The 25,280-nt window shown below is 62.0% G+C and carries 26 protein-coding genes; 19 read left to right on the top strand and 7 right to left on the bottom strand.

What is annotated here, in order from left to right; all coding sequences use genetic code 11:
* The first annotated feature begins 5 nt into the window (after positions 1 to 5).
* Complete coding sequence (locus ACXYMS_RS06480) at positions 6 to 407, top strand: VOC family protein (RefSeq protein ID WP_458904748.1); 402 nt, start codon at positions 6 to 8, stop codon at positions 405 to 407.
* Here the strand turns inward: ACXYMS_RS06480 and ACXYMS_RS06475 are convergent, their stop codons facing one another.
* The 3 genes from ACXYMS_RS06475 to ACXYMS_RS06465 form a co-directional block, all read right to left on the bottom strand.
* A complete protein-coding gene (locus tag ACXYMS_RS06475) occupies positions 408 to 1,214 on the bottom strand; it encodes a phosphotransferase family protein (RefSeq protein WP_458905918.1) in 807 nt (268 codons plus the stop codon).
* A 76-nt stretch (positions 1,215 to 1,290) separates the two neighbouring features.
* Positions 1,291 to 2,304, bottom strand: a complete 1,014-nt coding sequence (gene moaA / locus ACXYMS_RS06470; RefSeq protein ID WP_458904747.1) for a GTP 3',8-cyclase MoaA — start codon at positions 2,302 to 2,304, stop codon at positions 1,291 to 1,293.
* 93 nt (positions 2,305 to 2,397) lie between these two features.
* Positions 2,398 to 2,985 carry a L,D-transpeptidase gene (locus ACXYMS_RS06465; RefSeq protein WP_458904745.1) on the bottom strand — a complete coding sequence of 196 codons (588 nt, stop codon included), beginning with the start codon at positions 2,983 to 2,985 and terminating at the stop codon, positions 2,398 to 2,400.
* Positions 2,986 to 3,232: 247 nt separating this feature from the next.
* On the opposite strand from ACXYMS_RS06465, the gene rpiA reads away from it, so the two are divergent.
* From rpiA to gltX, 6 genes are all read left to right on the top strand, one after another.
* Entirely contained in the window at positions 3,233 to 3,934 is a 702-nt protein-coding gene (gene rpiA, locus ACXYMS_RS06460) for a ribose-5-phosphate isomerase RpiA (protein ID WP_458904744.1), read from the top strand.
* 20 nt (positions 3,935 to 3,954) lie between these two features.
* A complete protein-coding gene (locus tag ACXYMS_RS06455; protein WP_458904742.1) occupies positions 3,955 to 4,482 on the top strand; it encodes a DUF2059 domain-containing protein in 528 nt (175 codons plus the stop codon).
* 132 nt (positions 4,483 to 4,614) lie between these two features.
* A complete protein-coding gene (gene gor, locus ACXYMS_RS06450; protein WP_458904740.1) occupies positions 4,615 to 5,988 on the top strand; it encodes a glutathione-disulfide reductase in 1,374 nt (457 codons plus the stop codon).
* Positions 5,989 to 6,066: 78 nt separating this feature from the next.
* Complete coding sequence (locus ACXYMS_RS06445) at positions 6,067 to 7,443, top strand: class II 3-deoxy-7-phosphoheptulonate synthase (protein ID WP_458904739.1); 1,377 nt, start codon at positions 6,067 to 6,069, stop codon at positions 7,441 to 7,443.
* 126 nt (positions 7,444 to 7,569) lie between these two features.
* The gene (locus ACXYMS_RS06440; protein WP_458904738.1) at positions 7,570 to 9,237 is read left to right on the top strand and encodes an NAD+ synthase; all 1,668 of its coding nucleotides are present in this window, start codon (positions 7,570 to 7,572) and stop codon (positions 9,235 to 9,237) included.
* Complete coding sequence (gene gltX, locus ACXYMS_RS06435; protein ID WP_458904736.1) at positions 9,234 to 10,562, top strand: glutamate--tRNA ligase; 1,329 nt, start codon at positions 9,234 to 9,236, stop codon at positions 10,560 to 10,562. The genes ACXYMS_RS06440 and gltX overlap by 4 nt, the downstream gene beginning before the upstream one ends.
* Here the strand turns inward: gltX and ACXYMS_RS06430 are convergent.
* Positions 10,507 to 11,646: a DUF2865 domain-containing protein gene (locus ACXYMS_RS06430; RefSeq protein WP_458904734.1), complete on the bottom strand. Its 1,140-nt coding sequence runs from the start codon at positions 11,644 to 11,646 to the stop codon at positions 10,507 to 10,509. The two genes, gltX and ACXYMS_RS06430, sit on opposite strands and share 56 nt — an antisense overlap.
* Before the next feature lie 211 nt (positions 11,647 to 11,857).
* Between ACXYMS_RS06430 and ACXYMS_RS06425 the strand changes: the two genes are divergently transcribed.
* From ACXYMS_RS06425 to ACXYMS_RS06380, 10 genes are all read left to right on the top strand, one after another.
* The gene (locus ACXYMS_RS06425; protein ID WP_458904732.1) at positions 11,858 to 12,865 is read left to right on the top strand and encodes a fumarylacetoacetate hydrolase family protein; all 1,008 of its coding nucleotides are present in this window, start codon (positions 11,858 to 11,860) and stop codon (positions 12,863 to 12,865) included.
* 111 nt (positions 12,866 to 12,976) lie between these two features.
* Entirely contained in the window at positions 12,977 to 13,426 is a 450-nt protein-coding gene (locus ACXYMS_RS06420) for a c-type cytochrome (protein WP_458904731.1), read from the top strand.
* A gap of 284 nt (positions 13,427 to 13,710) precedes the next feature.
* Positions 13,711 to 15,189, top strand: coding sequence for a cysteine--tRNA ligase (cysS, locus tag ACXYMS_RS06415; RefSeq protein ID WP_458904729.1), 1,479 nt, complete (start codon positions 13,711 to 13,713; stop codon positions 15,187 to 15,189).
* 69 nt (positions 15,190 to 15,258) lie between these two features.
* Complete coding sequence (locus tag ACXYMS_RS06410) at positions 15,259 to 15,642, top strand: VOC family protein (RefSeq protein ID WP_458904728.1); 384 nt, start codon at positions 15,259 to 15,261, stop codon at positions 15,640 to 15,642.
* Positions 15,629 to 16,102, top strand: a complete 474-nt coding sequence (locus ACXYMS_RS06405; protein WP_458904726.1) for a GFA family protein — start codon at positions 15,629 to 15,631, stop codon at positions 16,100 to 16,102. The genes ACXYMS_RS06410 and ACXYMS_RS06405 overlap by 14 nt, the downstream gene beginning before the upstream one ends.
* Positions 16,102 to 16,593, top strand: a complete 492-nt coding sequence (locus ACXYMS_RS06400) for a GFA family protein (RefSeq protein ID WP_458904724.1) — start codon at positions 16,102 to 16,104, stop codon at positions 16,591 to 16,593. The genes ACXYMS_RS06405 and ACXYMS_RS06400 overlap by 1 nt, the downstream gene beginning before the upstream one ends.
* Positions 16,594 to 16,610: 17 nt before the next feature.
* Entirely contained in the window at positions 16,611 to 18,233 is a 1,623-nt protein-coding gene (gene cimA / locus ACXYMS_RS06395; RefSeq protein ID WP_458904722.1) for a citramalate synthase, read from the top strand.
* A 227-nt stretch (positions 18,234 to 18,460) separates the two neighbouring features.
* A complete protein-coding gene (locus ACXYMS_RS06390; RefSeq protein WP_458904721.1) occupies positions 18,461 to 20,404 on the top strand; it encodes a LysM peptidoglycan-binding domain-containing protein in 1,944 nt (647 codons plus the stop codon).
* A 148-nt stretch (positions 20,405 to 20,552) separates the two neighbouring features.
* Positions 20,553 to 20,873, top strand: coding sequence for an ArsR/SmtB family transcription factor (locus ACXYMS_RS06385; RefSeq protein ID WP_458904719.1), 321 nt, complete (start codon positions 20,553 to 20,555; stop codon positions 20,871 to 20,873).
* Complete coding sequence (locus tag ACXYMS_RS06380; RefSeq protein ID WP_458904717.1) at positions 20,873 to 22,768, top strand: ABCB family ABC transporter ATP-binding protein/permease; 1,896 nt, start codon at positions 20,873 to 20,875, stop codon at positions 22,766 to 22,768. Before ACXYMS_RS06385 ends, ACXYMS_RS06380 begins: the two co-directional genes overlap by 1 nt.
* 13 nt (positions 22,769 to 22,781) lie before the next feature.
* Here the strand turns inward: ACXYMS_RS06380 and ACXYMS_RS06375 are convergent, their stop codons facing one another.
* A complete protein-coding gene (locus ACXYMS_RS06375; RefSeq protein ID WP_458904716.1) occupies positions 22,782 to 23,180 on the bottom strand; it encodes an MAPEG family protein in 399 nt (132 codons plus the stop codon).
* Between the two features lie 94 nt (positions 23,181 to 23,274).
* On the opposite strand from ACXYMS_RS06375, the gene ACXYMS_RS06370 reads away from it, so the two are divergent.
* Together ACXYMS_RS06370 and ACXYMS_RS06365 are read left to right on the top strand one after the other, a co-directional pair.
* The gene (locus ACXYMS_RS06370; protein WP_458904714.1) at positions 23,275 to 24,105 is read left to right on the top strand and encodes a LysR family transcriptional regulator; all 831 of its coding nucleotides are present in this window, start codon (positions 23,275 to 23,277) and stop codon (positions 24,103 to 24,105) included.
* On the top strand, positions 24,105 to 24,413 hold the full coding sequence (locus tag ACXYMS_RS06365) for a GNAT family N-acetyltransferase (RefSeq protein WP_458904712.1): 309 nt from the start codon (positions 24,105 to 24,107) through the stop codon (positions 24,411 to 24,413). Before ACXYMS_RS06370 ends, ACXYMS_RS06365 begins: the two co-directional genes overlap by 1 nt.
* A gap of 153 nt (positions 24,414 to 24,566) precedes the next feature.
* Here ACXYMS_RS06365 and ACXYMS_RS06360 read toward each other — a convergent pair whose 3' ends face one another.
* Entirely contained in the window at positions 24,567 to 24,965 is a 399-nt protein-coding gene (locus ACXYMS_RS06360) for a type II toxin-antitoxin system death-on-curing family toxin (protein ID WP_458904710.1), read from the bottom strand.
* Between the two features lie 3 nt (positions 24,966 to 24,968).
* Complete coding sequence (locus ACXYMS_RS06355) at positions 24,969 to 25,208, bottom strand: type II toxin-antitoxin system Phd/YefM family antitoxin (protein WP_458904709.1); 240 nt, start codon at positions 25,206 to 25,208, stop codon at positions 24,969 to 24,971.
* Between the last annotated feature and the right edge of the window lie 72 nt (positions 25,209 to 25,280).

The raw sequence follows: 25,280 nt of genomic DNA, 5'->3' as shown, positions 1-25,280 counted from the left end.
CGCCAATGCTGATTGGTTTCGAACATATCGGTATGACGGTCAGCGACATGGATCGCGCCATCGATTTCTATTGCGGCCTGCTGGGCCTGCGCCTAGCACTGCGCAAGACCACCGCCGGCGGCGAGCTTGCTTTCCTCGACGCGGGCGGTGGCATGTTGGAAGTTGCTGCACCCGTCCACGAGGTGGGTGGCTTCCGCGAAGTGCCCCATTCCGAAGCAGGCATGCGCCACCTGACCCTGGCCTATGACGATGTCGACGCCATGGTCGAGTTTCTTGAGGCGGCTGGCGTCGAAGTCGCCGAGCGCCCTCGGAATGCCTGCAATTCCGAAATGATCCGCCGCGTGGCCTTTGTCCGCGATCCCGATGGCATTCTGGTGGAACTGATCGAGCGGGCGCCGGGGCGCTAACTATCCCGCCGCTATCGCCATGCACCGCGCCAGCGACCAGTTCGCCATCGCGGTATCTCCGTCCAGCACGGCATCGCGCAGAACGCCCAGCCCGATCCGAAGTTGGTAGCAGGTGAGGGCGTCGCGTTCGCTGAGCCGCCAGCTTTCATGCTCTTCGATGAACCGGCATTGTTGCTCCATGCAATCGAGCCATGGCCGCCAGAACAGGAGATTGGCCAGATCATAAACTGGATCGCCGATCATCGCCTCCGACCAGTCGATCAGGCCGATGACGACGCCATCCTGCACCAGAACATTGTTTGATCCGAAGTCACCATGAACGAGCCGCCTCAAGTCCGGGAGGTCGTTGGCCATGCGGCAGACCTGGCCCACGACTTCCATGGCCGACTGGCGCTGCGCGCCGGGCAGTGCCGACCAGTCCCAGCCTGACACTGAAGACACATAGTCCGGCCAACGGGTGAAGCTGGCCTGGCCAGTCCCGTCGAATGGTCCGGCGCCCGCCGCTGGGTCCATCGCATTCTTGGCCAGGGCATCGAGCAACCTGGCTGCCGCCTTGCCATAACGAAAGGCGCTCCCCGTCGGCAGCGCCTGCAAGGTGTCTCCGGTCACGCGGCGGGACACGCAGTACCAGTGCAGCGGGCCGCATTCGGCGATCAGCAGCACTTCGGGAACGGGCAATTGCGCTCGATTGAACCGGTCATGCGCCAACCGGTCCTTCTCAAAACCGCCGGCCAATGCGTTCACTCGGACCACGAATGCGCCACCATCCGCGTCGAAGGCAAAGGCCTGGGACTCTACGCCCTCCACAAGGGGGAAGAGAGGCGAGACGTCGGAGAAGGTCTTGGTCAGCCGGTCTCTGAGCGCGCCGCCGTCGATTTGTGGCTTAGCCACCCGTGACACTCATATGCCGTGCCACGGCCGGTGCACCCTGCGTCCGATCCAGCACGAAATCATGGCCCTTAGGCTTGATGATCATGGCGTGATCCAACGCCGCATCCAGCGCTGCGGCCCCGCCCTCGCGCCAGGCGTCACGCAGATTGACCTGGTCATCCTGGCCCAGGCACAGGAACAGCTGTCCGGTCGCCGTCAGGCGGACGCGGTTGCAACTCTCGCAGAAATTATGGCTCATCGGGGTGATGAAGCCCAGCGTGCCGCCGGTCTCGGCCACATGCACATAGCGGGCAGGACCGCCGGTGCGCTTGTCCAGCTTCGCGAAGGTATAGCGCCGTGCCAGCCGCTCATGCAGTTCGCGCAGTGGCAGATAGGTATCGATGCGGTCGATCCCGACCTCGCCCAGCGGCATGCCCTCGATCAGCGTCAGGCCCATGCCCTTGCCATGGGCCCAGGCCATCATCGGCTCAATCTCGTCGTCATTGACGCCGCGCATCGCGACCATGTTGATCTTGATGGCGATGCCCTCAACCTGCGCCGCGTCGATCCCCCTCAGCACATCCTCGATGTGACCGCGGCGGGTGATCTGGCTGAAGCGATCGGCATCCAGCGTATCGAGCGACACATTGATCCGACGTATGCCGGCAGCGAAAAGCCCTTCGGCATGCTTTGACAACTGGCTGCCATTGGTGGTGATGGTCAGCTCATCAAGACCATTCCCAATCCTGCCGCCCAGGCTGCGCACCAGCGCCATGATATCGCGCCGGACCAGCGGCTCGCCACCAGTCAGCCGGATTTTGGTCGTCCCCCGGGCGATAAAGGCGCCGGCAATGGCCTCGACTTCCTCGAAGCTCAGCACGTCCTTCTTGGGGAGGAACGTCATGTCCTCGGCCATGCAATAGACGCAGCGGAAGTCGCACCGGTCGGTCACCGAGATGCGCAGATAGGATATGCGCCGGCCGAAGCTGTCGATCAGGGGGCGCTGCTGGGAAGGCGAACCGGTCATGGGGCCAATCTAGTCGTCATCGTTCCCGGCGCAAAGCGCCCAAAAAACAAAAGGCCGCCAATCTGGCGGCCTTTTACGAAGTCTTTACTCGGATCAGTGGTTGACCACGATCCGGGCACCAACCTGGACACGCTCGTAAAGGTCGGTGACATCCTCATTGGTCAGGCGGATGCAGCCCGACGACACGGCCTGGCCAATCGACCACGGCTCAGAGGTGCCGTGCACGCGATAGAGCGTCGAACCGATATAGAGCGCGCGGGCGCCGAGCGGATTGTCCGGGCCGCCGGGCATGTAGGCCGGCAGGTCGGGAACGCGCTTGCGCATGGCCGGGGGCGGGGTCCAGCCGGGCCATTCCGCCTTGCGGGTGATGCGGTGGGTGCCGGACCAGGTGAAGCCGTCGCGGCCCACGCCGATACCATATTTCATGGCCTTGCCGTCTTCGAGCACCAGATAGAGGCGGCGTTCGCCGGTCTCGATGACAATCGTGCCGGGCTTCTGGGTGGTTTCGTAATCCACTATCTGCTTGCGGATGGAGCTGCCGCCCCGGCTGGCACTGGCGGCGCGATCCTCGAACTGGTTCGTGTCCGGGTTATACCACAGGGCGGCATTGGAGGGCAGCGTGCTGGTCGCTGCCAGCAAAACCGCCATGCCGATTGCCAATGCAATTCTATAGATGCTCATGCTTCCACTTGGCCTCTGAATGCGCTGGCATGATTCTGCCGGCGACGACTTGCGCTGTTTACTTTGAATGCGATGCAGCCGGAAGAGTTGTGCCTCTTTTTGGCCGCAAGTGCGATATCATCGCCTTATTGTGTTGCTAGCCGGTTACACCAGCTAGTCACCAAAGCGTGATTGAGCGACCAAGGTCGGCTTGACAGCGCAGGCGCGTGGCTGCCAAACCCCCATACGTTTTGGAGGAAATGACGCCATGAGTGAAGCACTCAAGCGCGAGGCTGCAGCGCGCGCAGTTGCCGAAATCGCGTCAGGCATGAAGGTCGGATTGGGCACGGGCTCGACCGCGCGCCATTTCGTCGAACTGCTCGGCGAGCGGGTCGCGGGCGGTCTCGATATCGTCGGCGTCCCCACCTCGGAAGCCACAGCCAAACAGGCCCGGGAACTGAATATCCCGCTCTCGGACCTCGATACGCTGGCCCGGCTGGACCTGACCGTGGATGGCGCCGACGAAATCGATGGCGACCTCAATCTCATCAAGGGGGCTGGCGGGGCATTGCTGCGCGAAAAAATCGTCGCGGCGGCATCCGACGCCATGATCGTCATCGCGGATGATACCAAGATCGTCGATACGCTTGGCGGGCGCTTCCCTCTGCCAATCGAGGTCAACCGCTTCGGCCTTGGAGCCACCCGTGCGCTGGTACAGCGCCTCGTCGACACCCATGGCGTGGATGGCTGGGTGAAGCTGCGGGGCGAAGATGCGGGCAAAGCCTACCAGACTGATGGCGGGCATTTCATTCTCGATGCTTTTTTTGGCCGCATTTCGCAGCCAGAAGCGCTCTCAATCGACCTTCTGGACATTCCGGGCGTGGTCCAGCATGGGCTTTTCCTCAAAATGTGCCGCAAGGCTTATGTGGCGACGCCGAATGGCGTAGAAACACTTCTCAAGGGCAACTGACCAGGGTGGAACGGGACAAGATGGCTTTCTGGAATATTCGCAATTGGGCGCAGGGCGTCCGGCTGATGGCGCTGGCCGCAATGGTTGTCGGGACGGTCGGAGCCTCTGTCCCCGCCCTGGCGCAGGAAGTCGCTCCCGAGCAACTGGCCCTGGCGCGCAAATATATCGACCTGACGGATCGTGGCGCCGTTTTCGAGACCACCGTAGTCGAAGTCGGTATCGACACCATGCGCCAGATCGTGACGCAGAACCCGGAGATTTCCGATCAGACCAACACGGTCATCGGCGACGTGATCAAGGAATATAATGGTCGCAAGGGCGAACTGCTCGATCAGTTCGCACGGGTCTACGCGATCTATTTCTCGCTCGAGGAATTGACCGAGATCGTGGCCTTCTATGAGACACCGACCGGCCAGAAGCTGGCGCAGGCCAATGCCGATCTCAACGCCGATGTCCGCCGTGTCCTGCAGGTCTATACCAATAATCTGCGCACCGAGTTCTTTGCCAAGGTGCGCGCCGGGCTGCGCGAGCAGGGCGTCGAACTCTGATCTGCCGATCCATTGGCTTGTTGACCCCGCCTTGTGCGGGGTCTTTTTTTATGCGAAGCCGACACTATATCCATCGGCACTAGACGATGATTGGCGGTTGCGACTGCCGGCCAGCGGGAGCAGGGGGCTTTAATGGACTTCGACTATGACCTGATCGTCATCGGTGCCGGCTCAGGCGGCGTTCGTGCGGCCCGCATGGCGGCGACATATGGGGCCAAGGTCGCCATCGTTGAAGAATTCCGCGTCGGCGGCACCTGCGTCATCCGCGGCTGCGTGCCTAAGAAGCTCTATGTCTATGCCGCGCGTTTCAAGGACCAGTTCGACGTCGCCGAAAGCTTTGGCTGGCAGGTCGATGCCAGTTTCGACTGGCCGACCCTGGTCGCCGCCAAGGAAAAGGAAATTACCCGGCTTGAGCATGGCTATGCCAGCAATTTGGAAAAGCCCGGTGTCGAAATCATCAAGGACCGGGCCGTGGTCACCGGTCCCAACGGCATCCGCCTTTTGCGCGACGGCAGGGAACTGAGCGCCAAATACCTGCTCATCGCCACCGGTGCCCACCCGTTCATTCCCGATATCCCGGGTGCGGAGCTGGGTATTTCCTCCAATGAGGCATTCGATCTACCGACCCTGCCGCACTCCATTCTCATCGAGGGTGGTGGCTATGTGGCGGTGGAATTCGCCACCATTTTCGCCGGCCTTGGCGTCAATACCACTATCATCTATCGCGGCGATTGCCTGCTGCGCGGCTTCGACGAGGATATGCGGCGTGGGCTGGAGGCGGGTCTCATCGAGCGCGGTATCCGCCTCATCTATCAGACCAATATCGATTCCCTGTCGAGAACCGGCGAGGATATCACGGCAGCCTTTAGCGATGGTGTCTCCGCGCCGTTCGGCGCCGTAATGTTTGCCACCGGTCGCCGTCCCAATATCAAGGATCTCGGTCTCGAAGCCGCCGGTGTTTCGCTCACCGAAAGCGGCGCCATCGCCGTGGATGAATATTCCCGGACGTCCGTGCCCAACATCTACGCGGTGGGCGACGTGACGAACCGGGCGCAATTGACGCCGGTGGCCATCCGCGAAGGGTGGTATTTCGCCGAAACCGTGTTCAACGACAATCCTCTCAAGGTGGATCATTCGCTGATCCCTACCGCCGTTTTCTCCGAGCCCGAAATCGGCACCATTGGTCTTACCGAGGTGGAGGCGGCCACCCATGGCGATGTCGATGTTTATGTGGCCCGCTTCCGCCCCATGCAGAACACCCTGTCTGATCGAACCGAACGCATGGTCCTCAAGCTCATCACCGAAAAGGATGCCGGCAAGGTGTTGGGCGTTCATATTCTGGGTCCAGGCGCCGGCGAAATGATCCAATTGGTCGGCATTGCCGTCGGTATGGGCGCTACCAAGGCCGATTTCGACCGCACCATGGCGCTTCATCCATCGGCCGCCGAAGAGCTGGTGACCTTCAAGGCTCCGACCTATGTCTACCGCGACTGCAAGCGCGTCTGATCCTTTCTCCTTGGCATGAGCCTCAGGGCTTGGTAGATCGCCCCCACCCCTTCCTGCCCGGCGCAAGCGAGACAGACTATGACCACCTGGACCCCAAGTTCCTGGCGCGACAAGCCGATCAAGCAGGTTCCGGCCTATCCGGACGCCGCCGCTCTGGCCGAAGCCGAACGCCAGTTGGGCACCTTTCCGCCCCTGGTCTTTGCCGGTGAGGCCCGCGAACTCAAGACGCGCCTGGCCGCCGTTGCTCGTGGCGAGGCCTTCCTGCTCCAGGGCGGCGACTGCGCCGAAAGTTTTGCTGAACATGGCGCCGACCATATCCGCGACTTCTTCCGCGTCTTCCTGCAGATGGCGGTTGTGTTGACCCATGGGTCCTCCAAGCCCGTGGTCAAGGTCGGCCGCGTGGCTGGCCAGTTTGCCAAGCCGCGTTCTGCCGATACCGAGGTGATCGACGGCGTCGAACTGCCCTCCTACCGCGGCGACATCATCAACGACATCGCCTTTACCGAAGCCTCTCGTGTGCCCGATCCTCAGCGCCTGCTGATGGCCTATCGTCAGTCGGCGGCCACGCTCAATCTGCTGCGCGCTTTTTCGATGGGTGGCTATGCCGAACTCACCCGCATCCATGAATGGACCATGGGCTTCATGAAGGGCTCCAGCTGGGATGCACGCTTTGAGGAAGTGGCCCGCCGCATCGACGACGCCATCACCTTCATGGGCGCGCTCGGCCTCACGCCCGAAAACACCCCGGCCCTCAAGCAGACCAGCTTCTATACCAGTCATGAGGCGCTGCTGCTCGGCTACGAGGAAGCCCTGACCCGCCGGGATTCCATTACCAATAACTGGTACGCCACCTCCGGCCATATGCTCTGGATCGGCGATCGCACCCGCGACCCGGACGAAGCGCATGTCGAATATTTTGCCGGCATCCATAATCCCATTGGCATCAAGTGCGGCCCGAGTCTTGCCAGCGACGACCTGCTGCGCCTGCTGGACCGGCTCAATCCGACCGACGAGGCCGGCCGCATAACTCTGATTTCGCGTTTCGGCGCCGACAAGGTGCACGAGCATCTGCCGCGCCTGGTCGAGACCGTGCAGAAGGCCGGCCGCACCGTTGTCTGGTGCTGCGACCCCATGCACGGCAATACCGTCAAGGCTTCGACGGGCTTCAAGACTCGCCCGTTCGACCGGGTCCTGTCGGAGGTGAAGAGCTTCTTCGACGTCCACCGTGAGATGGGCACCTATGCCGGCGGTGTGCATATCGAGATGACAGGCGACGATGTCACCGAATGCGTCGGCGGCGTATCCGCCGTCACTGAGGCGACCCTGTCGGATCGATACAATACCTATTGCGACCCGCGCCTCAATGCCAGTCAGGCTCTGGAACTGGCCTTCCTTGTCGCCGAGGAAGTGCATGCGCAGAAACCACCACACCGGTTGGCGGCTGCGGGCGAGTAAGCCCGCCTAGCCGCATCCGGCCACCCGTCCCTGCCGCTTGCCCTGGTGAGGGTGAGCGGCTAATCCTTGCGCCGCATCCGACCAGCCACCGGGTAGCCACTTTTCTCACACCAGGCCAGGCATCAATTGACCGACCAGCTCCGCATCGCGCTCGCTCAGCTCAATCCCAAGGTGGGTGACCTCACGGGCAATCTGGCCCTGGCTCGCAAGGCGCTGGACGATGCCCGATCGGCCAAGGCCGATATCCTGATGCTTTCCGAGCTATTCCTCACCGGCTATTTCCCCGACGATCTGCTGTTCAAAGAACAGTTCATCAAGGACGCCATTGCCGCCGCGCGCACTCTCGTGGTCGAGACGAAGGGCAGCGATGTCGTGCTGGTCCTGCCCACCATCTGGCTCGATGTAACCGGTCTCCACAACGCCGTGCTGGTAGCCGAGAAGGGCGAGATCACCGCCATCCGCTATAAGCGCGAACTACCCAATAGCGATGTCTTCTACGAGCCGCGCTATTTCGTCTCCGGACCACTGCCGCTGCCCGTCACCATCAAGGGCGTCTCTGTCGGCATCCCGATCTGCGAGGATGTGTGGCATACCGCTGTCTGCGAGCATCTCGCCATGCGCGGTGCCGAAATCATGCTGTGCCCCAATGGTTCGCCCTACTGGACCAACAAGCAGCACATCCGCAAGGATCTGGTGCGCGCCCGCGTCGCCGAGGATGGCGTGCCCATGCTCTATCTCAACCAGGTGGGCGGCCAGGATGAATTGGTCTTTGACGGTGCCTCCTTCGCCATGGAGCCCGGCGACAGGCTGGTGCTGCAGGGCAATTCGTTCGAGCCCGATTTCATCGTTTCGGACTGGACCCGTACCGAGGCCGGCTGGACCTGCACCAATGGCCGCATTGAGGAGTTGCCCTCGGTCGAGGAGGCCCCCTGGCGCGCCTGTGTGCTCGGCCTGCGCGACTACGTCCTCAAAAACGGCTTTTCCCATGTGGTGCTCGGCCTCTCGGGCGGCATCGACAGCGCTGTGGTCGCCGCCATGGCTGCCGATGCCTTCGGGCCCGAAAAGGTCCACGCCATCATGTTGCCCTATCGCTATACGTCCGAAGCCAGCATCCGCGATGCGCGTGACTGTGCCGATCGCCTCGGGGTGCGTTATGATGTCGTCGACATTGGTGATCCGGTAGACAGCGCGCTTACCGAACTCCAGCCCATTTTCGGCAATCGCCCCATCGACACCGCCGAGGAAAATATTCAGTCGCGCATGCGCGGCACCATCCTGATGGCCGTGTCCAACAAGCTCGGTTCGATGCTGCTGACCACCGGCAACAAGAGCGAGATGGGCGTGGGCTACGCCACCATTTATGGCGACATGAATGGCGGCTACAATCCGCTCAAGGACATGTTCAAGATGGACGTCTATGCCCTTGCCGCCTGGCGAAATGCCAACATGCCGGGCGACTGCCTTGGGCGGTCGGGCGAGGTCATCCCCCGGTCCATCATCGACAAGGCGCCGAGCGCCGAACTTCGCCCCGACCAGACCGACCAGGACAGCCTGCCGCCCTATCCGGTGCTGGACGACATCCTCCTCTGCATGGTCGAGGAGGAGATGGCGCTGGGCGACATCGTTAAGCGCGGGCATGACGCCGCGCTGGTCAAGCGCATCGAGCGTCTGCTCAACATTGCCGAATACAAGCGTCGCCAGTCGGCACCTGGTCCCAAGATCACGCCGCGCGCTTTTGGCCAGGGCCGCAAATACCCCATCACCAATGGCTACAGGGACGGGACCATCGGATGAGCGTCACCGTTCGCTGGGCACCGTCCCCCACCGGCAATATTCACCTGGGCAACGCCCGTCCAGCCTTGCTCAACTGGTTCTTTGCCCGCCGCCATAACGGCCACTATGTGCTGCGCATGGACGATACGGACATCGCGCGCTCCACCCGCGAATTCGCCGATGGCATCGAGGTTGATCTCGACTGGCTCGGCATTAAGCCGGACCTGCTGGTCCGCCAGTCCGAACGCACCGCACTCTATGACGCCGCCCGCGACCGGTTGGTCGCTGCCGGCCGTCTCTACCCCTGCTACGAAACGGAGGACGAACTCGACCGCAAGCGCGCTCGCGCCCGGCTACTGGGCAAGCCGCCCATCTATGATCGCGCCGCGCTTGCCCTCACCGACGAGGACCGAGCCCGGCTCGAAGCCGAGGGACGCACCCCGCATTGGCGCTTCCGGCTTGATGGTCGCCCGGTTCACTTTGACGACCTCGTCAAGGGACCGCAGACGGTCAACACCGCCTCCATGTCCGATCCGGTGCTGATCCGCGCCGATGGCTCCTATCTCTACACGTTGCCCTCCGTAGTGGACGATATTGACCTCGGCATCACTCATGTCATCCGCGGTGAGGACCATGTCTCCAATACCGGTACGCAGATCGAGATTTTCGAGGCGCTGGGCGGGACGGTGCCGGTCTTCGGCCACCACAACCTGCTGACCGACGCGCAGGGTGCGGGCTTTTCCAAGCGCCTCGGCAGCCAGTCCATCGCCGATTTCCGGGCGGAAGGATATGAGCCATTGGCCATTGCCATTGCGGCCACGATCACCGGTACCAGCCTCTCGGTCGAGCCCTATGAGAGCCTAGATGCCATTGCCGAAAAGCTGGATTTCTCGATGATCTCGCACGGCTCGGCGCGCTTTGATCCCGCCGAACTCGATACCCTCAACGCCCGTATGCTGCACGCCATGCCCTACGCCGAGGCGGCGCCGCGCCTGTCCTCCATGGGACTCGAAGGCGAAGTCATGTGGCTGTTGCTGCGCGAGAACCTGACGAAATTCTCCGACATTGCGGAATGGTCAAAGCTGCTCACTGGGCCGGTCGAACCGGTAATTGCCGATGAGGATCGCGATTTCCTCGCTTTGGCCAAGGCCCTGCTGCCGCCCGAACCCTGGGATGACACGACTTGGGGGCAGTGGACCGGGACCCTCAAGACCACCACCGGGCGCAAGGGCAAGGCATTGTTCATGCCTCTCAGGCTGGCATTGACCGGCCGTCACGACGGACCCGAACTCAAGTCCCTGCTCGTCCTGCTTGGGCGTAAGGCGTGTCTGGACCGACTACCCTGACACTCCTGCCCCCGAACTTGACGATCCGCAATTCCGGCTCCACCGGGGCGGTCGGCCGGCGCGCGACTTCGCCCGGACCAGCAGGGCGGGGTCTCGGCAGGGGCACATCCACCAGCGCCACGGCGGCCACCGTCTCCATCACCGCCGGCTGAACCGGCGCGACCCCGCGCGGATCACGTAGCGGCAGCGGAATGCGCAATCCATTGATTTCCAGCATCGCCCTATTGCTGCCATCGGCCGCACTGGCAATGGTCACCGAGCCATCGGCCACCGGAGTAGCCTCGCAACTGGCGCTCTTGTCGAAGGCATCGCGATAGGCAAAGGCAGTCGGCAGCGCGCTATAGGGCGAGCCATTCATATTGCGCATCTGCTCGGGCTCTTCCCCGGGATTGGCGTAATAATAAAGCTCGACCGCCGTATTGGGGCACATTTGCTGGCAGCTCATGGCGTCATTACCGATATAGTCAGGTAGGGTCGAATAACTGATGGGCCAGAAATAGCCGTCGCTGAGCCGTACGCAGACCGTGCGCACGGTATCATAGCCCGAAAAGCCCCAGTAATCGCCGCCGTCGATGAAGTCGCCATCGGTGAAGTCGCCCTCGGACGTCGTGCCGAAGATGCGGTCGAAGACATTCTGCCGGTCATTGGTGAAGCTGGCACTCGACCCGGCATTGCAGCCAAAGCGCGCCATTTCCTGCAGGATGGCCTCGCGCTGCTGGCCAACCGCATTGGCCGTTTCCACGGCCTGGCTGACCTGCGCATATTGGTCGCGCAGGCTCAGAACGTCGCGGGCGATGAGTTGGCAGGCACGGGTCAGTTGACGCCCGGCGCGGGCGTCGTCATTGCATCCATCGCGGATATAACGGCTCTCGGCCTGCTGCACCTGACGCTGCAATTGCCGCGCCGCGTTGGAATTGCTGCCCATCTGGCGGAATTCGCTATTGCTGTCGAACTGCGCCAGCGCCCCCTGCAATTGTGCACACTGCGCCGCCTGGGCATGTGCCGTCTGGACGTCCAGCACCATGACCAATAGGCCCAAGATCAACAGGATAAAGGGTCGAAACCCGTTCAAGGTGAAATTCACGCCAAATTCCCGTTTGCACGCCGCTACTGCCACGGCCCTTGCAACATCGCCAGGCCGCCATATTCGATAACGCGACAAGGCAGGGACCTGATGCAGCCATTCCGATTCAATCGCAATGGATAATGCTCTAGGGTCCGTGGCAATATTATAGCCATGTGATTTGCCCGGCGGTAGCGCGTCCGGGCAACACCGGACCAAAGGAGACATCGGCATGAAACTCGCCACTTTGCGCAACGGCCGCCCGGACGGCCAGCTCGTGGTGGTTTCCGCCGACCTGGCGCGCTGCGTATCGGCAGGCCGAATCGCACCTACCCTGCAGGTGGCGCTCGACGAATGGGAGCGCGCCGCCCCGGCCCTGGCCGATCTGGCCCGCCAATTGGATGCCGGGGAGATCACCGGACAGCCATTCGACTCCAAGGCGGCCCACGCGCCGCTGCCGCGGGCTTTCCAGTGGATCGACGGCTCTGCCTATATGAGCCATCTCGAACGGGTCCGCTCGCTCAAGGGCAGCAAGGACGAGGAGCTGCAATCGATCCGGCCGCTGCTCTATCAGGGCGCCTCCGATTCGCTTAGTGCGCCCACCGCGCCCATCCTGGTTCCCGGCGAGGATCTTGCGCTCGATTTCGAGGCCGAAGTCGGCGTCATTATCGATCACGTCTCCATGGGCGCAACGCGCGAGGAGGCTGCCGCCGCCATCCGGCTGGTGACCGTGCTCAACGATGTGTCGCTGCGACGCCTGGTGGTCGATGACCTTCAGAACGGCTTCGGCTTCTTCCATGCCAAGCCGTCCACCAGCTTTGCGCCGGTGGTCATCACGCCGCACAGCTTGGGCGACGCCTGGCGCGACAATCGTCTGCACCTGCCGATCCGTATCGAGGTCAATGACACGCTTTACGGCCAGCCCAATGCCGGTATCGGCATGCATTTCGACTTTGCCGATCTCATCGTCGAGGCCGCCCGTACCCGCAACCTTGCGGCCGGCACGATTATCGGCGGCGGCACGGTCTCCAATCCGCATGATCAGACCCTGCCCATCAAGCCCGACGGCATCGGCTTTGCCTGCATTGCCGAGGCCAGGACCGCCGAGAAAGCCAAATATGGCCGCGCCCGCACGCCCTTCCTCAAGCCCGGCGACCAGGTCCGCATCGGCGCTATAAGTGGCTCAGGCAATTCGGTTTTTGGCGACATCGATCAGTTCGTCGCGTTGCCGCCCGACTGATCAATAACATTCCCGTGTGCCCGTTGGGGTCGCGATCAAGCCATGTAACTGTGCCGCTTGGCGGAAGAGGGGTCCGTTTCCGGTGCACGTCATATTTGAGGGAAAATATTGATGCTCTTCCGCAAGGCCTCCACACTTGGCTTCGCTGCCATTCTTGTTGCCGGTGCTGCCGGTGTATTCGCCCAGGACGCATTTATCCCGCCAGCCACGCCTGAGGAAGCCGTCGCCATGCGTCAGGCGCTTATGCGCGAAGATGGCGGCATCCTGCGCACGGCCCGCGATGCCTCAGGCGCCGAAGCCATCGCTGCCATGACAAGATTGCGCGACAATTACAGCCATATCCCGGCGCTCTTCCCGGAAGGCTCGACTGTCGGGGATTCTGATGCGCTCCCCGCCATCTGGGAGAATTGGGAGGCCTTCACTGCCATAGTCGACACGGGCGTTGCAGCGGCCGAAGCTGGAATCGCGGCTGCTGAAGCCGGCAATGCCGCCGCCTATTCAACCGCTGTGCAAACACTCATGGGCACTTGCGGGCAGTGCCACGGGCAATTCCGCAGCTGACGCACGGCCCAAAGGGCAAAATCGCTCCGGTGGAGCGATTTTAGCAAGTCAGGCCACGAGACCTACGGTCGAGTGGCGGTCAGCGGCACAATCTATCGCCTCCAAAGCGATTGGGCGGCCCTTCGGGGTCGCCCTCTTTTGTTTTGGCCATCCAAAATGACTTGATTTCTTGCCGCACCGCGGTCAATCTCCGCGCCATGAAGACCAAATGCACCATTATCGTCTGCATTATTACCTGCTAACCAACGTTGGCGGAGCGGTCTTCTTCATCCTGAAATTGCGCAATGGATAGAGGCTCCCCGCCAGAGCACACTATTGTCTGGCCCACAGGACGCCCCATGACCACGGCAAAGCCGCAGCTTTCCCTCTACAACACGCTCACCCGCTCCAAGGCGCCCTTTGTGCCCATGGATGCGAGCAATGTGCGCCTCTATGCCTGTGGCCCCACGGTCTATGACTTCGCCCATATCGGCAACGGCCGCGCCGCCATCGTCTTCGACCTGCTGTTTCGCGTCCTGCGTCATACCTATGGCGCCGATCACGTCACCTATGTGCGCAACATCACCGACGTGGATGACAAGATTAATGCGCGCGCCCTGCGCGATTTCCCCGATCTGCCGCTGAACCAGGCCATCCGCAAGGTCACCGAAACCACCGCCGCCCAATATCAGAAGGATGTCGCCGCGCTGGGCTGCCTGGAGCCCACCATCCAGCCGCGCGCGACCGAAAATATCGGCGAAATGCAGGCCATGATCCAGCGCCTCTTGGACAAGGGCAATGCCTATGAGGCGGACGGCGAGGTGCTGTTCGCCGTCGACTCCATGCCCGATTATGGCCAGCTTTCGGGCCGCAATCTCGAAGACAATCTCGCCGGCGCCCGCATCGCCATCGACACTCATAAGCGCAACCCCGCCGACTTTGTGCTCTGGAAGCTTTCCTCGCCCGACGAGCCAGGCTGGGACAGCCCCTGGGGCCGCGGCCGCCCCGGCTGGCACATCGAATGCTCTGCGATGTCCGAGCGCTATCTGGGTGAAACCTTCGACATCCATGGCGGCGGCCTCGATCTCATCTTCCCCCACCACGAAAACGAGATTGCCCAATCCCGCTGCGCCCATGGCTCCCACGCCATGGCGAACGTGTGGATGCACAACGGCTTCCTGCAGGTGGAAGGCCAGAAGATGAGCAAGTCGCTCGGCAACTTCTTCACCATCCATGACCTGCTTGAGACCGACGCCTTCGGTGGCCGCAAATGGCCCGGCGAAGTGCTCAGGCTCGCCATGCTGATGACGCATTATCGGCAACCGATTGATTTCGGCATAAAGCGCCTTGAAGAGGCCTACTCCATCGGTGTGTCACTAAGGCGAATTGCCGAGCAGCATGTGGCGTCGGTTGATGCAAAACCTTCAGACGAGATAGTGACGTTCCTTGCCGAAGATCTGAATACACCTGCGGCAATTCAGCACCTGCAGTCCGCTGCGTCTTCAGTTCGGAACGGTACAATGGACCTTGATACCTTCCTGGCCTCTGCCAACTTGCTTGGCATCCTTATGCCCGGTTTCTTCTTAGTCGACGATGCTTGGACAGACTCTACCAAGATGGCCGTACTTGAGCACCAGATCGCCGCCCGCCTCGCCGCCCTCAACGCCAAGGACTTTGCCAAGGCCGACGCCATCCGCAACGAACTTACCGAGCAGGGCATCGCGCTGATGGACTACAAGGACGAGACCGGCGCCCGTCAGACCAAATGGGAGGTGAAGCGCTGATGACCCTCCTGCCACTCCCTGTCATCCGACTCTCGTCAATTGCCCGTTCCTCAAACCGGAGCAGCAAACATGCTTGATCACGTTGGAATTCTCGTTGCCGACTGGAACAAGGCCAAGGCCTTTTACGATGACGCTTTCGCCCCGCTGGGCATTACCCTGCTCAATGAAGTGCCCGTGGAATTCACCGGCGGGGTCAAGGTCGGCGGGTATGGCGCGTCCTCGCCCGATTTCTGGCTGACCGAAGCCAGTGAGACCGGCCCTGGCCGCCACTATGCCTTTGCGGCAAAATCCCGCGCCGAGGTCGACGCCTTCTATGCGGCCGCCATGGCTGCTGGCGCCGTGGACAATGGTGCGCCGGGCCTGCGCCCGCATTATCACGAGAATTACTATGGTGCCTTTGTCGTCGATCCCGACGGCAACAATGTCGAAGCGGTGTGTCATGCCCCAGGCTGAATCCTATACGGGTGGTTGTCAGTGTGGCGCGGTTCGTTTCCGCGTCACACGCCTCGGCCGCCCCTCCATCTGTCACTGTCGCATGTGCCAGAAGGCCTTTGGCGGCTTTTTCGGCCCCCTGGTCACGGCGCACAATGCCAGTTGGACTCGTGGCGAACCCAAATGGTTCCAGAGCTCCAATGCCGCCCGCCGCGCCTTTTGTGGCGATTGCGGTACCCCGCTGGCCTATGAAACCCGCTTCGGCCTCGAACTTGCCATTGGCGCCTTTGACGATCCCGCGGTGGCGGCGCCGCAGATCCAGGTCAACCTGACTGACCGCCAGCCCTTCTTTTCCGGCCTCAGCACCTTGCCCGAGCGTCAGGAGGTCAGCGACGAGTGGCGCGACTTCATGGCCGGCATCCATTCCAACCAGCATCCGGATCATGATACGGCCGACTGGCCGCCCAGGGAGGAAACCTGATGGAGCGCTACAAGGCCAAAGTCAGCGGCGGCTGCCAATGCGGTGCCGTGCGCTATCACGCAACCGAGATGCTGGACAATTCCCACATCTGCCACTGCCGCATGTGCCAGAAGGCGGTGGGTAACATCTTTGCCGCGCTCGTCGCCGCGCCGCGCGAGACGATCATCTGGACCCGCGGCAAGCCCGCCCGCTTCCGCAGTTCCGAACATGTCGATCGCGGCTTCTGCGCCCAATGCGGCACGCCGTTGTTCTATGACGACGTTGAAAGTAACCGGGTCAATTTCACCATCGGCTCGCTCGATCATCCCGAGATGTTCCCGCCCCATGCCAATACCGGCAATGAAAGCCGCGTCCCCTGGTTTGATACTCTGCCGACCATCGAGCATGGCGGAAAAACTGAAGACGAAAGTCAGGACTGGTGGGGTGCCGTAAAGGCAACCAATCACCAGCACCCTGACCACGACACCGAAGTCTGGCCCCCAAGGCAGTAACCCGAGTTAGGCCCCCAATGTCCCGCGACCGCCTCTATCTCTTCGACACCACATTGCGCGATGGCGCGCAGACCGCCGGCATCGAATTCTCGCTGGAGGACAAGATCGCCATTACCGGCATGCTCGAAGAGCTGGGTGTGGATTATATCGAGGGTGGCTATCCCGGCGCCAATCCGGTGGACACCGCATTTTTTGAGAAGAAGCGGACCCAGAAAGCCATTTTCACGGCATTCGGCATGACCAAGCGGGCAGGGCGCTCTGCCGCAAACGATCCCGGCGTGCAGGGGCTCATCAATTCGGCGGCCGATGCCACCTGTTTCGTCGCCAAAGCTTGGGACTATCAGGTCGAACTGGCCCTTGGAATCTCGACCGAAGAGAACCTTGAGGCGCTCGCTGACACGGTCCGCACGGCCGCTGCAGCGGGCAAGGAAGCGCTGATCGACCTCGAACATTTCTTCGATGGCTACAAAGCCAACCCGGCCTATGCGCTCGATTGCGTGAAAACCGCGCTCGACGCTGGAGCCCGCTGGGTGGTGCTGTGCGACACCAATGGTGGAACCATGCCCGCCGAAGTGCGCGAAATTGTCGGCGCCGTAATGAGGGATGCGCCCGGCGACCGCCTCGGTATCCATCCCCATGATGATACGGGCCAGGCAGCGGCGAATGCACTGGCGGCGGTCGAAACTGGCGTGCGCCAGATTCAGGGTACGCTCAACGGGTTGGGCGAACGCTGCGGCAATGCCAATCTGGTGACGTTGATCCCGACTCTCGTTCTCAAGCCCTTCTATGCCGAACGCTTCGAGACCGGCATAACTCCGGCTCACCTCGAACGCCTCACGCATGTTTCGCGCGCCTTCGACGATCGTCTCAATCGCGCTCCGGCGCGGCAGGCGCCCTATGTAGGGGCGTCGGCTTTCGCCACCAAGGCCGGCATCCACGCGTCGGCCCTGCTTAAGGATTTTTCCACCTATGAGCATGTACCGCCCGAGAGCGTGGGCAATGAGCGCTCGATCATGGTCAGCCAGCAGGCCGGCAAGTCCAACCTGCTGACGGCTTTAGCCCGGCACGATATCGCAATCGAAAAAGACGATTCGCGGCTCGAAAAGCTGCTTGCCACGGTCAAGGAGCGCGAATCGCGCGGCTACTCCTACGACGGCGCCGACGCCTCATTTGCCGTTCTGGCCCGCCGCGTGCTGGGGACACTGCCGGACTTTTTCGACGTGGAGCACTATCGCGCCATGGTTGAGCGTCGGCACAACGCCATGGGGGACGAGGTCACTGTCACCGAGGCCGTGGTGAAGATCCGGGTTGATGGTGAGTTGCTGATGTCGGTTGCCGAAGGAAATGGCCCCGTCAACGCGCTCGACCAGGCCCTGCGTAAGGATCTCGGCAAGTATTCGTCCCGAATCGAGGATCTGGAGCTTGCCGATTTCAAGGTGCGTATCCTGGACGGCGGCACGGGCGCGGTCACCCGTGTACTGGTGGAAAGCCGCGATGGCAGCGGTGAACGATGGGTAACCATCGGTGTCTCGCCCAATATCATTGATGCCTCGTTTGAAGCTCTGTATGAATCAATCACATACAAGCTGTTGAAAACTGAGGCAGCGCAGGATTCGACAGTGCGGGCAAACAGGGCATGATCCGGAAAACTGAACTTCGGTTCTTTCGGCTAATTGTGCTCGTGCAGGAACTGGCCGAGCGAAGGTGATCGCCGGCTGAACGAAATTACCGGGAGGGCAAACTGGCCGAAACCGCTCCGAAACGACCTCTGGCTCTGACTATCGGGGCAGCGGCAGTTACCCTTCTCGTCATACTTGGCGTCCTCTCCGGTCCCTCGATCGCGACCTGTTTCAACAGCCCTGACGGCATGGGGCAGTGCCTGCGCGGCAAGATGGCCGAGGTGGGCCTCATCCCCGCGGCGCCCGCGCCTCAAGTGGCCGACGTGGCGGCGCCGGCCGCAGAAACTGCCGCCAGCATTGAGGAAGCTGTTCCAGCCGAGCCCGCACTGGACGTGATCCCGGCCGCCCCGGCCGAAGCAGACGCCGAAGCCGAAGCCGAAGCCGATGTCGACCAATTGGTCGCGGCCACCTTCGGCCTATTGCGCGCCGAGCCCGATGGCTCGGTCGTTATCGCCGGTAGCGGCAGGCCGGGCAGCAATGTACAGGTTTTCGCCAATGGCGAACTGCTGGGCACGGTGGAAGTGGAAGCCAGCGGTGACTGGGTCTTCGTCCCCGATGCACCCCTCCCGCCGGGCGGCCTTGAAATCACCCTTGGCGAAGAAGGCATTGCCGGTACAGCCGATGATTCCTTCATCGTCGTCATCGACGAGGACAAAACCAGTCAGCCGCTGGTGGTCGCCAGCAAACCCGGCGAGGCCAGCGAAGTCCTGCAAGGGCTGACTGCACCGACCGCTATGGCCGAGGCGAGCGAACCTATGGCCCCTCTCGCTCCGGTGGACGAACCCCCCGCCGCCGAGCCGGAACCCGCAAGAACGGAAATGGCTTCTGCGCCCGAAGAGGAGCCGCTCGGTGCTGAATCTTCGGCCATGACGGCTGCCGTTGAACCCGAAGAGACCTCGTCTGCCGAGCCATCAGAAGACCAGTCGGCTGCCGAGCCGGTGGAAGAATCTGCCATGCAGGTTGCGGAATTGCCAACGCCCGCCGCATCGGCGCCGGACGCTGCTGCACCTGGCTCTGAAGCAGCAGCAACAGCAAATACGCCTGCTGCACCGGCGCCTGAACCGGCAGCAACAGCAACTACGCCTGCTGCGCCTGCTCCTGAACCAGCAGCAACAGCAACTACGCCCGTTGCGCCAGCACCGGTCGCAGAACTGCCAACTGCCGCTGAGGCGCCAACACCGGCCGAAGAACCTGTGGCCATTGAGCCTCCCGAGGCCGCCGTGGACGAAGAGCCTGCACCGGCCATTACGGCCGTGCCGGCTGCCGAGCCTGCGCCGGCCGGTTCGGTTCAGCTTGCCGATGTGCCGCCCAGCATCGATGCCATCGAAATCGAGACGGACCGCACCTTCTTTGCCGGTGCCGGTCCGGATGGCGGCATCGTCCGTCTCTATGTCGACGATGCTTTTGTCGCCGATACCGTCATCGAGGGCGGTCGCTGGCTGATCGAGGCCGGCCCGGTTCTCGGCAAGCCCACCCAGCGGGTTCGCGTCGATCTATTGCCACCCAACTCGGCAAGCGTGATCGCCCGGGCCGAGGTGGATTTTGTCGTCGATGTGCCCACTGCCGAAGAGCCGGTGGCGATTGCCGAGGCTCCCGCCGCTGCTCCGGAGACCGAGCCCGAGCCCGAGCCTGCCGGAACTGCCGCCCAAGAATCGGCTGCAGAACCAGTTGCAGAACCGGCTGCCGAGCCCGCTTCGACACTGCAACCCGCCCCGGCGGTAATTGCCGAAGCCACGCCCGCAACCGAACCTGCAGCCGCCGCTGAACCTGCAGCCGCCACTGAACCTGCAGCCGCGGCTGAACCTGCGGCCACGGCTGAGCCCGTGACCGAGCTAGCCCCTGCACCCAAACCTGCGGCTGTCGCCCAGACGCCGACCGAACTCGCTCCGCAGGAACCCTCTGTGCCCACCATGGTGGCCGTGTCACTGGGCGATCCCGAAACGCAGCGCTTCGTTTCGGGCAAGGCCATCATCCGCCGCGGCGACAATCTTTGGACCATCGCTCGTCGGGTCTATGGCGAGGGCCTGAAATACACCACCATCTACCAGGCCAATACCGGACAGATCCGGGACCCGGATCGCATCTATCCCGGCCAGGTGTTCGACTTGCCAGAGGGGCTGTTGGCACAATAGAAAAAAGAAGCGGCGCCTTCGGGCGCCGTTTCTCCTTGCCTATTGATTTTCGCTGCAAGACACCCCATCTTCCATCGTAATTCACCGATCAAGCGCGCCGAGCTCCTGGTTGCGCTCGACCAGGTGTTGAGCGAACGAGTGTTGCGCCATGCATGACGACGACATTGCCAATATCATGCGCGCTTTGGGCCATCCGGTGCGGCTGGAAATCCTGCGCATTCTCGCCACTCAGCAACAGGGTCAATGCTGCTGCGGTGACGTCACCGAGAGCCTCACCCTGGCTCAGTCCACCGTCAGTCAGCACATTAAGGTGCTGCACGACGCCGGGCTGATCGAGCGCAAGTCGCACGGCACGCGCAATCGCTATTGTATCCGCCACGATAGATTGGCCGAGTTGAATTCGGCCTTTGGCGGTCTCCTCAAGGGGCTGGCGTCCATCGCCGCCAACAAGGAAACGGAACCGGCCTGATGGCTCAAGACAGCAATGGGAAGTCCCCGTCCGTCAGCGCGGACGAGGGCTCAGTCTTCTCCACAATCCGCAATCTGTGGTCCTATATGTGGCCCGAGAGCCGGCCCGACCTGAAGCTGCGGGTGGTGCTGGCGCTCTCGGCCCTGCTGCTCAGCAAGGTCGCCACCACCTTTATTCCCTTTGCCTACAAGGGCATCATCGACAGCCTCGACGGCACTAATCCCGATTCCACGCTGGTGCTTGGCCTCGCCGTGCCGCTGGTGCTGGTCATCGCTTACGTGTTGGGCAACATCATCGACGCGGGTTTCCAGCAATTGCGCGACGTGCTCTTTGCCAGCGTCGGCCAGCATGCCGTGCGCAAGTTGGCGCTGCAAACCTTTCACCACATGCATCGCCTGTCGCTGCGCTTCCACCTGCAAAGGCGCACCGGCGGCCTTAGCCGCGTCATCGAGCGCGGCACCAAGGGCATCGAGACTATTGTCCGTTTCGCCATGCTCAACATCGTGCCCACCATGGTCGAATTCGTCGTGGTGGCGGTCATCTTCGTCTGGCTGTTCGGGGTGAGCTATCTCGGCGTGCTGGTGGTGATGATCTGGGCCTATCTCTATTTCACCATCAAGGCCTCCAACTGGCGCATCGCCATTCGCCGCGACATGAACGACAGCGATACCGACGCCAATGGTAAGGCCATCGATAGCCTCCTGAACTTCGAGACCGTCAAGTATTTCGCCAATGAACAGATGGAGGCCCAGCGCTTCGACAAGGCCATGGCGGGTTATGAGCGCTCGGCCATTCGCATCTGGACCTCGCTTGGCTTTCTCAATTTCGGCCAAGCTGTAATCTTCTATGGCGGTTTCCTGATCATTTCGATCATGGCTATTCTCGGCGTCATGAACCGCACGCTGACGCTGGGCGATTTCGTGCTGCTCAACACCTTCCTGATGCAGATCTACCGGCCGCTCAACTTCATCGGCTTCGTCTATCGCGAACTGCGTCAGGGCCTCACTGACATCGAGGAAATGTTCAAGCTCCTCGATCAGGATCCCGAGATCATCGACAGTCCCGGCGCTACCCCGCTGGCCGTCACCGGCCCGGTGGTACGCTTCGAGGATGTCACCTTCCACTACGATCCCGATCGCCCCATTCTCAAGGGCGTCAGCTTCGAAGTGCCGGCCGGCAAGACCGTTGCCATCGTTGGCCCGACCGGCGCTGGAAAATCCACAATTTCGCGCCTGCTGTTTCGTTTCTATGACGTCACTGGCGGGCGCATCACTATTGACGGCCAGGACCTGCGCGACGTGACCCAGGAAAGCCTGAGGACCGCCATCGGCATGGTGCCGCAGGACACCGTTCTGTTCAACGACTCCATCGGCTACAACATCGAATATGGCCGCCCCGGCGCGTCCGAGGCCGACGTCCGCGAGGCCGCCGCTATGGCCCAGGTCGGCTCTTTCATCGACACTCTGCCCAAGGGCTACGAAACCCCGGTGGGTGAGCGCGGCCTGAAACTCTCCGGTGGCGAAAAGCAGCGCGTCGCCATCGCCCGCACCATCCTCAAGGCCCCATCTATCCTCATTCTCGACGAGGCCACTTCGGCCCTCGATACCAAGACCGAGCGCGACATCCAGGCCGCACTGGACGAAGTCTCGCGCAACCGCACCACACTGGTTATCGCCCATCGCCTCTCCACCGTGGTCAATGCTGATGAAATCCTCGTCCTGCGCGACGGCCAGATCGCCGAGCGCGGTAGCCATTTCGACCTTCTGGGGCAGGAAGGACTCTACGCCCAGATGTGGAACCGCCAGCGCGAGGCCAGCGAGGCCGCCGAACTACTCGCCCGCACCCAGGACGATCCCGACGGCTTTGTCCGCCGCGGCATGCCGGCTGCAGAATAGGTCGGGCGCCCTCCTAAGCTAGCAGGGCAACTCCCGCATTGATCGTCAGCAGGGCGATCATCACCATGCCAAGGCCCCAGAAGAACGAGCGCAGCCTGCTGATGCCGGCCCAATAGCTCAACGTGAAGCCGGTGCGCGCTGCCGAGTAGATCAGCGCGGCGCCGGTGACGACGACGCTCTCGGCGCCGAGCACCAGCAATATCACCGCCGCCGGCACCACCATGCCCATCGACTCCAGATTGTTCTGCAGCGTCCGCGCCGCCCGGCCGGCAAAGCCCTCGCGGCTCAATGGCGTCGCGCGGTCGGTGAAAATGAAGCCCAGCCCTTTGGAGCCGATCGTGTTGAGATGTTGCACCGCAGCCGAAAGGAAGACGAGCAGTCCGGCGGCAAGAAGAGCGATGGAGGCATGCATTGATATGATCCCGTCTGGTCAGGACCCGACTATTGTGCTTCAATGTTGCACCGTCAACGCGCGATAAAGCGCGATCAGTGTGCAAAATAGTTCAATGCAACTAACGGACCTGTCGATCATAGCTGCTTTGGAGAGCGCGGGCACCTTCACCGGTGCCGCGCGTGTTCTCGGCGTCGCGCACACCACCGTGTCGCGCAAGCTCAAGGATCTTGAGGCCCATTTCGGCGCCCGCCTCGCGGACCGGCGCGATGATGGCGTGGTCCTCACCACAGAGGGGGAAAGGCTGCTCGAAAGCGCCCGCCGCATTGAGGCGGAACTGGCCTGCCTCGAACGCGACATCACTGGTCGCGACCATCGGCTGACAGGGCATATCAAGCTGACCACGGTGGATGCGCTCGCCTGGCTCTACATGCCGACCCTATCGCGCTTCCGCGCCCGCCATCCCCAGATCGACCTTGCCGTCGAGATCGGCTCGGAATTGCGCAATCTTTCCCGGCGCGAGGCGGAAGTGGCTCTGCGCGCCACCAATAGCCCCGACGACCACCTGTTCGGCCGCAAGCTGGGACAACTGGACTTCTACCCCTATGCCCGCGCCGACCTCGCTGCCGACCCGGCGGCTATGCCCTGGCTTGAATATGGCAACCGCGATTGCAGCCAGCCGGCCTCCCGCTGGTTGCGCCGTGCCCATCCATCCGTGCGGCCACAAGCTGCCGTGCCCACGCCCCTGATGATGCTTCGGGCGGTCGAATGTGGCCTGGGGGCTGGGCTCGTGCCCGCTGTCCTGGCCGAGCAAGCCGCCGACCTCGTCATCTTGTCCGATGATGTGGCGTTCTCCATCGGCATCTGGATGCTCACGCCCATGGAACTACGGCAGACGGCCCGCATCCGCGCCCTGTTTGATGCCTTCACCGAACAGGTGGCGTAGTGACGATAACCCTGCGTCGCGCGATGGTCGGTGACAAGCCTGCCATCGCTAATCTCATCCAGCTTTATCTCCACGACATGACCGAGTTCATGCCGTTCCCCGTCGGGCCAGATGGGCGCTTCGCATACGATTTCCTCGACCGTTTCTGGCGGTGTCCCTATTTCATCATGTCCGGAGATGAGATTGCCGGCTTCGCACTCGTCGTCGACGAATGCCCGCTCACCGGCCGCGCGCCCTGCTGGTTCATGGCCGAGTTCTTTGTTCTCAAGGCCTATCGGGGAAGGGGCGCGTCGGCAAGGCTGCATTGACTCTGGCACTGACCGCTCACCCCGGCGCCTGGCATATCGCCGTCCCCCAAGCCGACCGCGCGGCGGGAGAATTCTGGGGCGGGGCGCTTGCGGACAAGTCAGCACCCCCGCGCGACATCCACTTCGACGGCGACGTCTGGTCGCTTCATGAACTTATGGCGTAGCGCCCGGGTCGAGCGGCGATGTGTGTTCACGCAACCATGCGTCCAGCACCTCCTTTCGGAAGGTGCCAGCTTCGAGATTGGCATAGATGAAATCTATCCATTCCTCTTCAGTGCCTGTGGGTTCCATACCATTCGCTTGTAGGAAGAGCGCAGCGCTGGCAAATGCCACGCGTTTATTGCCGTCAATGAACCCATGGTTCATTGCAAGGCTCTCCCAGAGAGCGGCGGCCTCCTCGGTCAAATCCGAGTAGTAGCCGGTTTGTGGCCTCAAGAGCGCTGAGAGGACTAAGCCCTCATCCCGAACGCCTGACGCCCCACCAAATAGACGAATTTGCTCCTGGTGAATCCACAGCACGTCAACGAGTGTGAGATAGACACGCTCCACCATCGTCTATTTTGCCAACGCTTCGTAAACTTTCCCCCAGCGTCTGACACTGTCCTCGTGCAATTTCTGTATCAGCGGATTCACGCGTGGCGCCGTGCTATCCTTTTGCATTGCTGCAAACTGCTCTGGCGAAATCAGGATACCAACATCCCGGCCATTTTTCTGGATACGCACGGGCTCCGCCTGGGCCATTTCCAGCAACTGGCCGAACTTGTTTTTGGCTTCGGTAGCGGACATGGTGCTCATTGGGTGCTCCTTTGCGATACGCCATGTCCAATTTAGCTATTTCAGCTAAAGAAACAAGAGACCCGCATCTCT

This window comes from Devosia sp. CAU 1758 (assembly GCF_054482695.1).
Note: the sequence above shows the minus strand (reverse complement) of the source record. Positions and strands in the feature narration are given on the sequence as shown.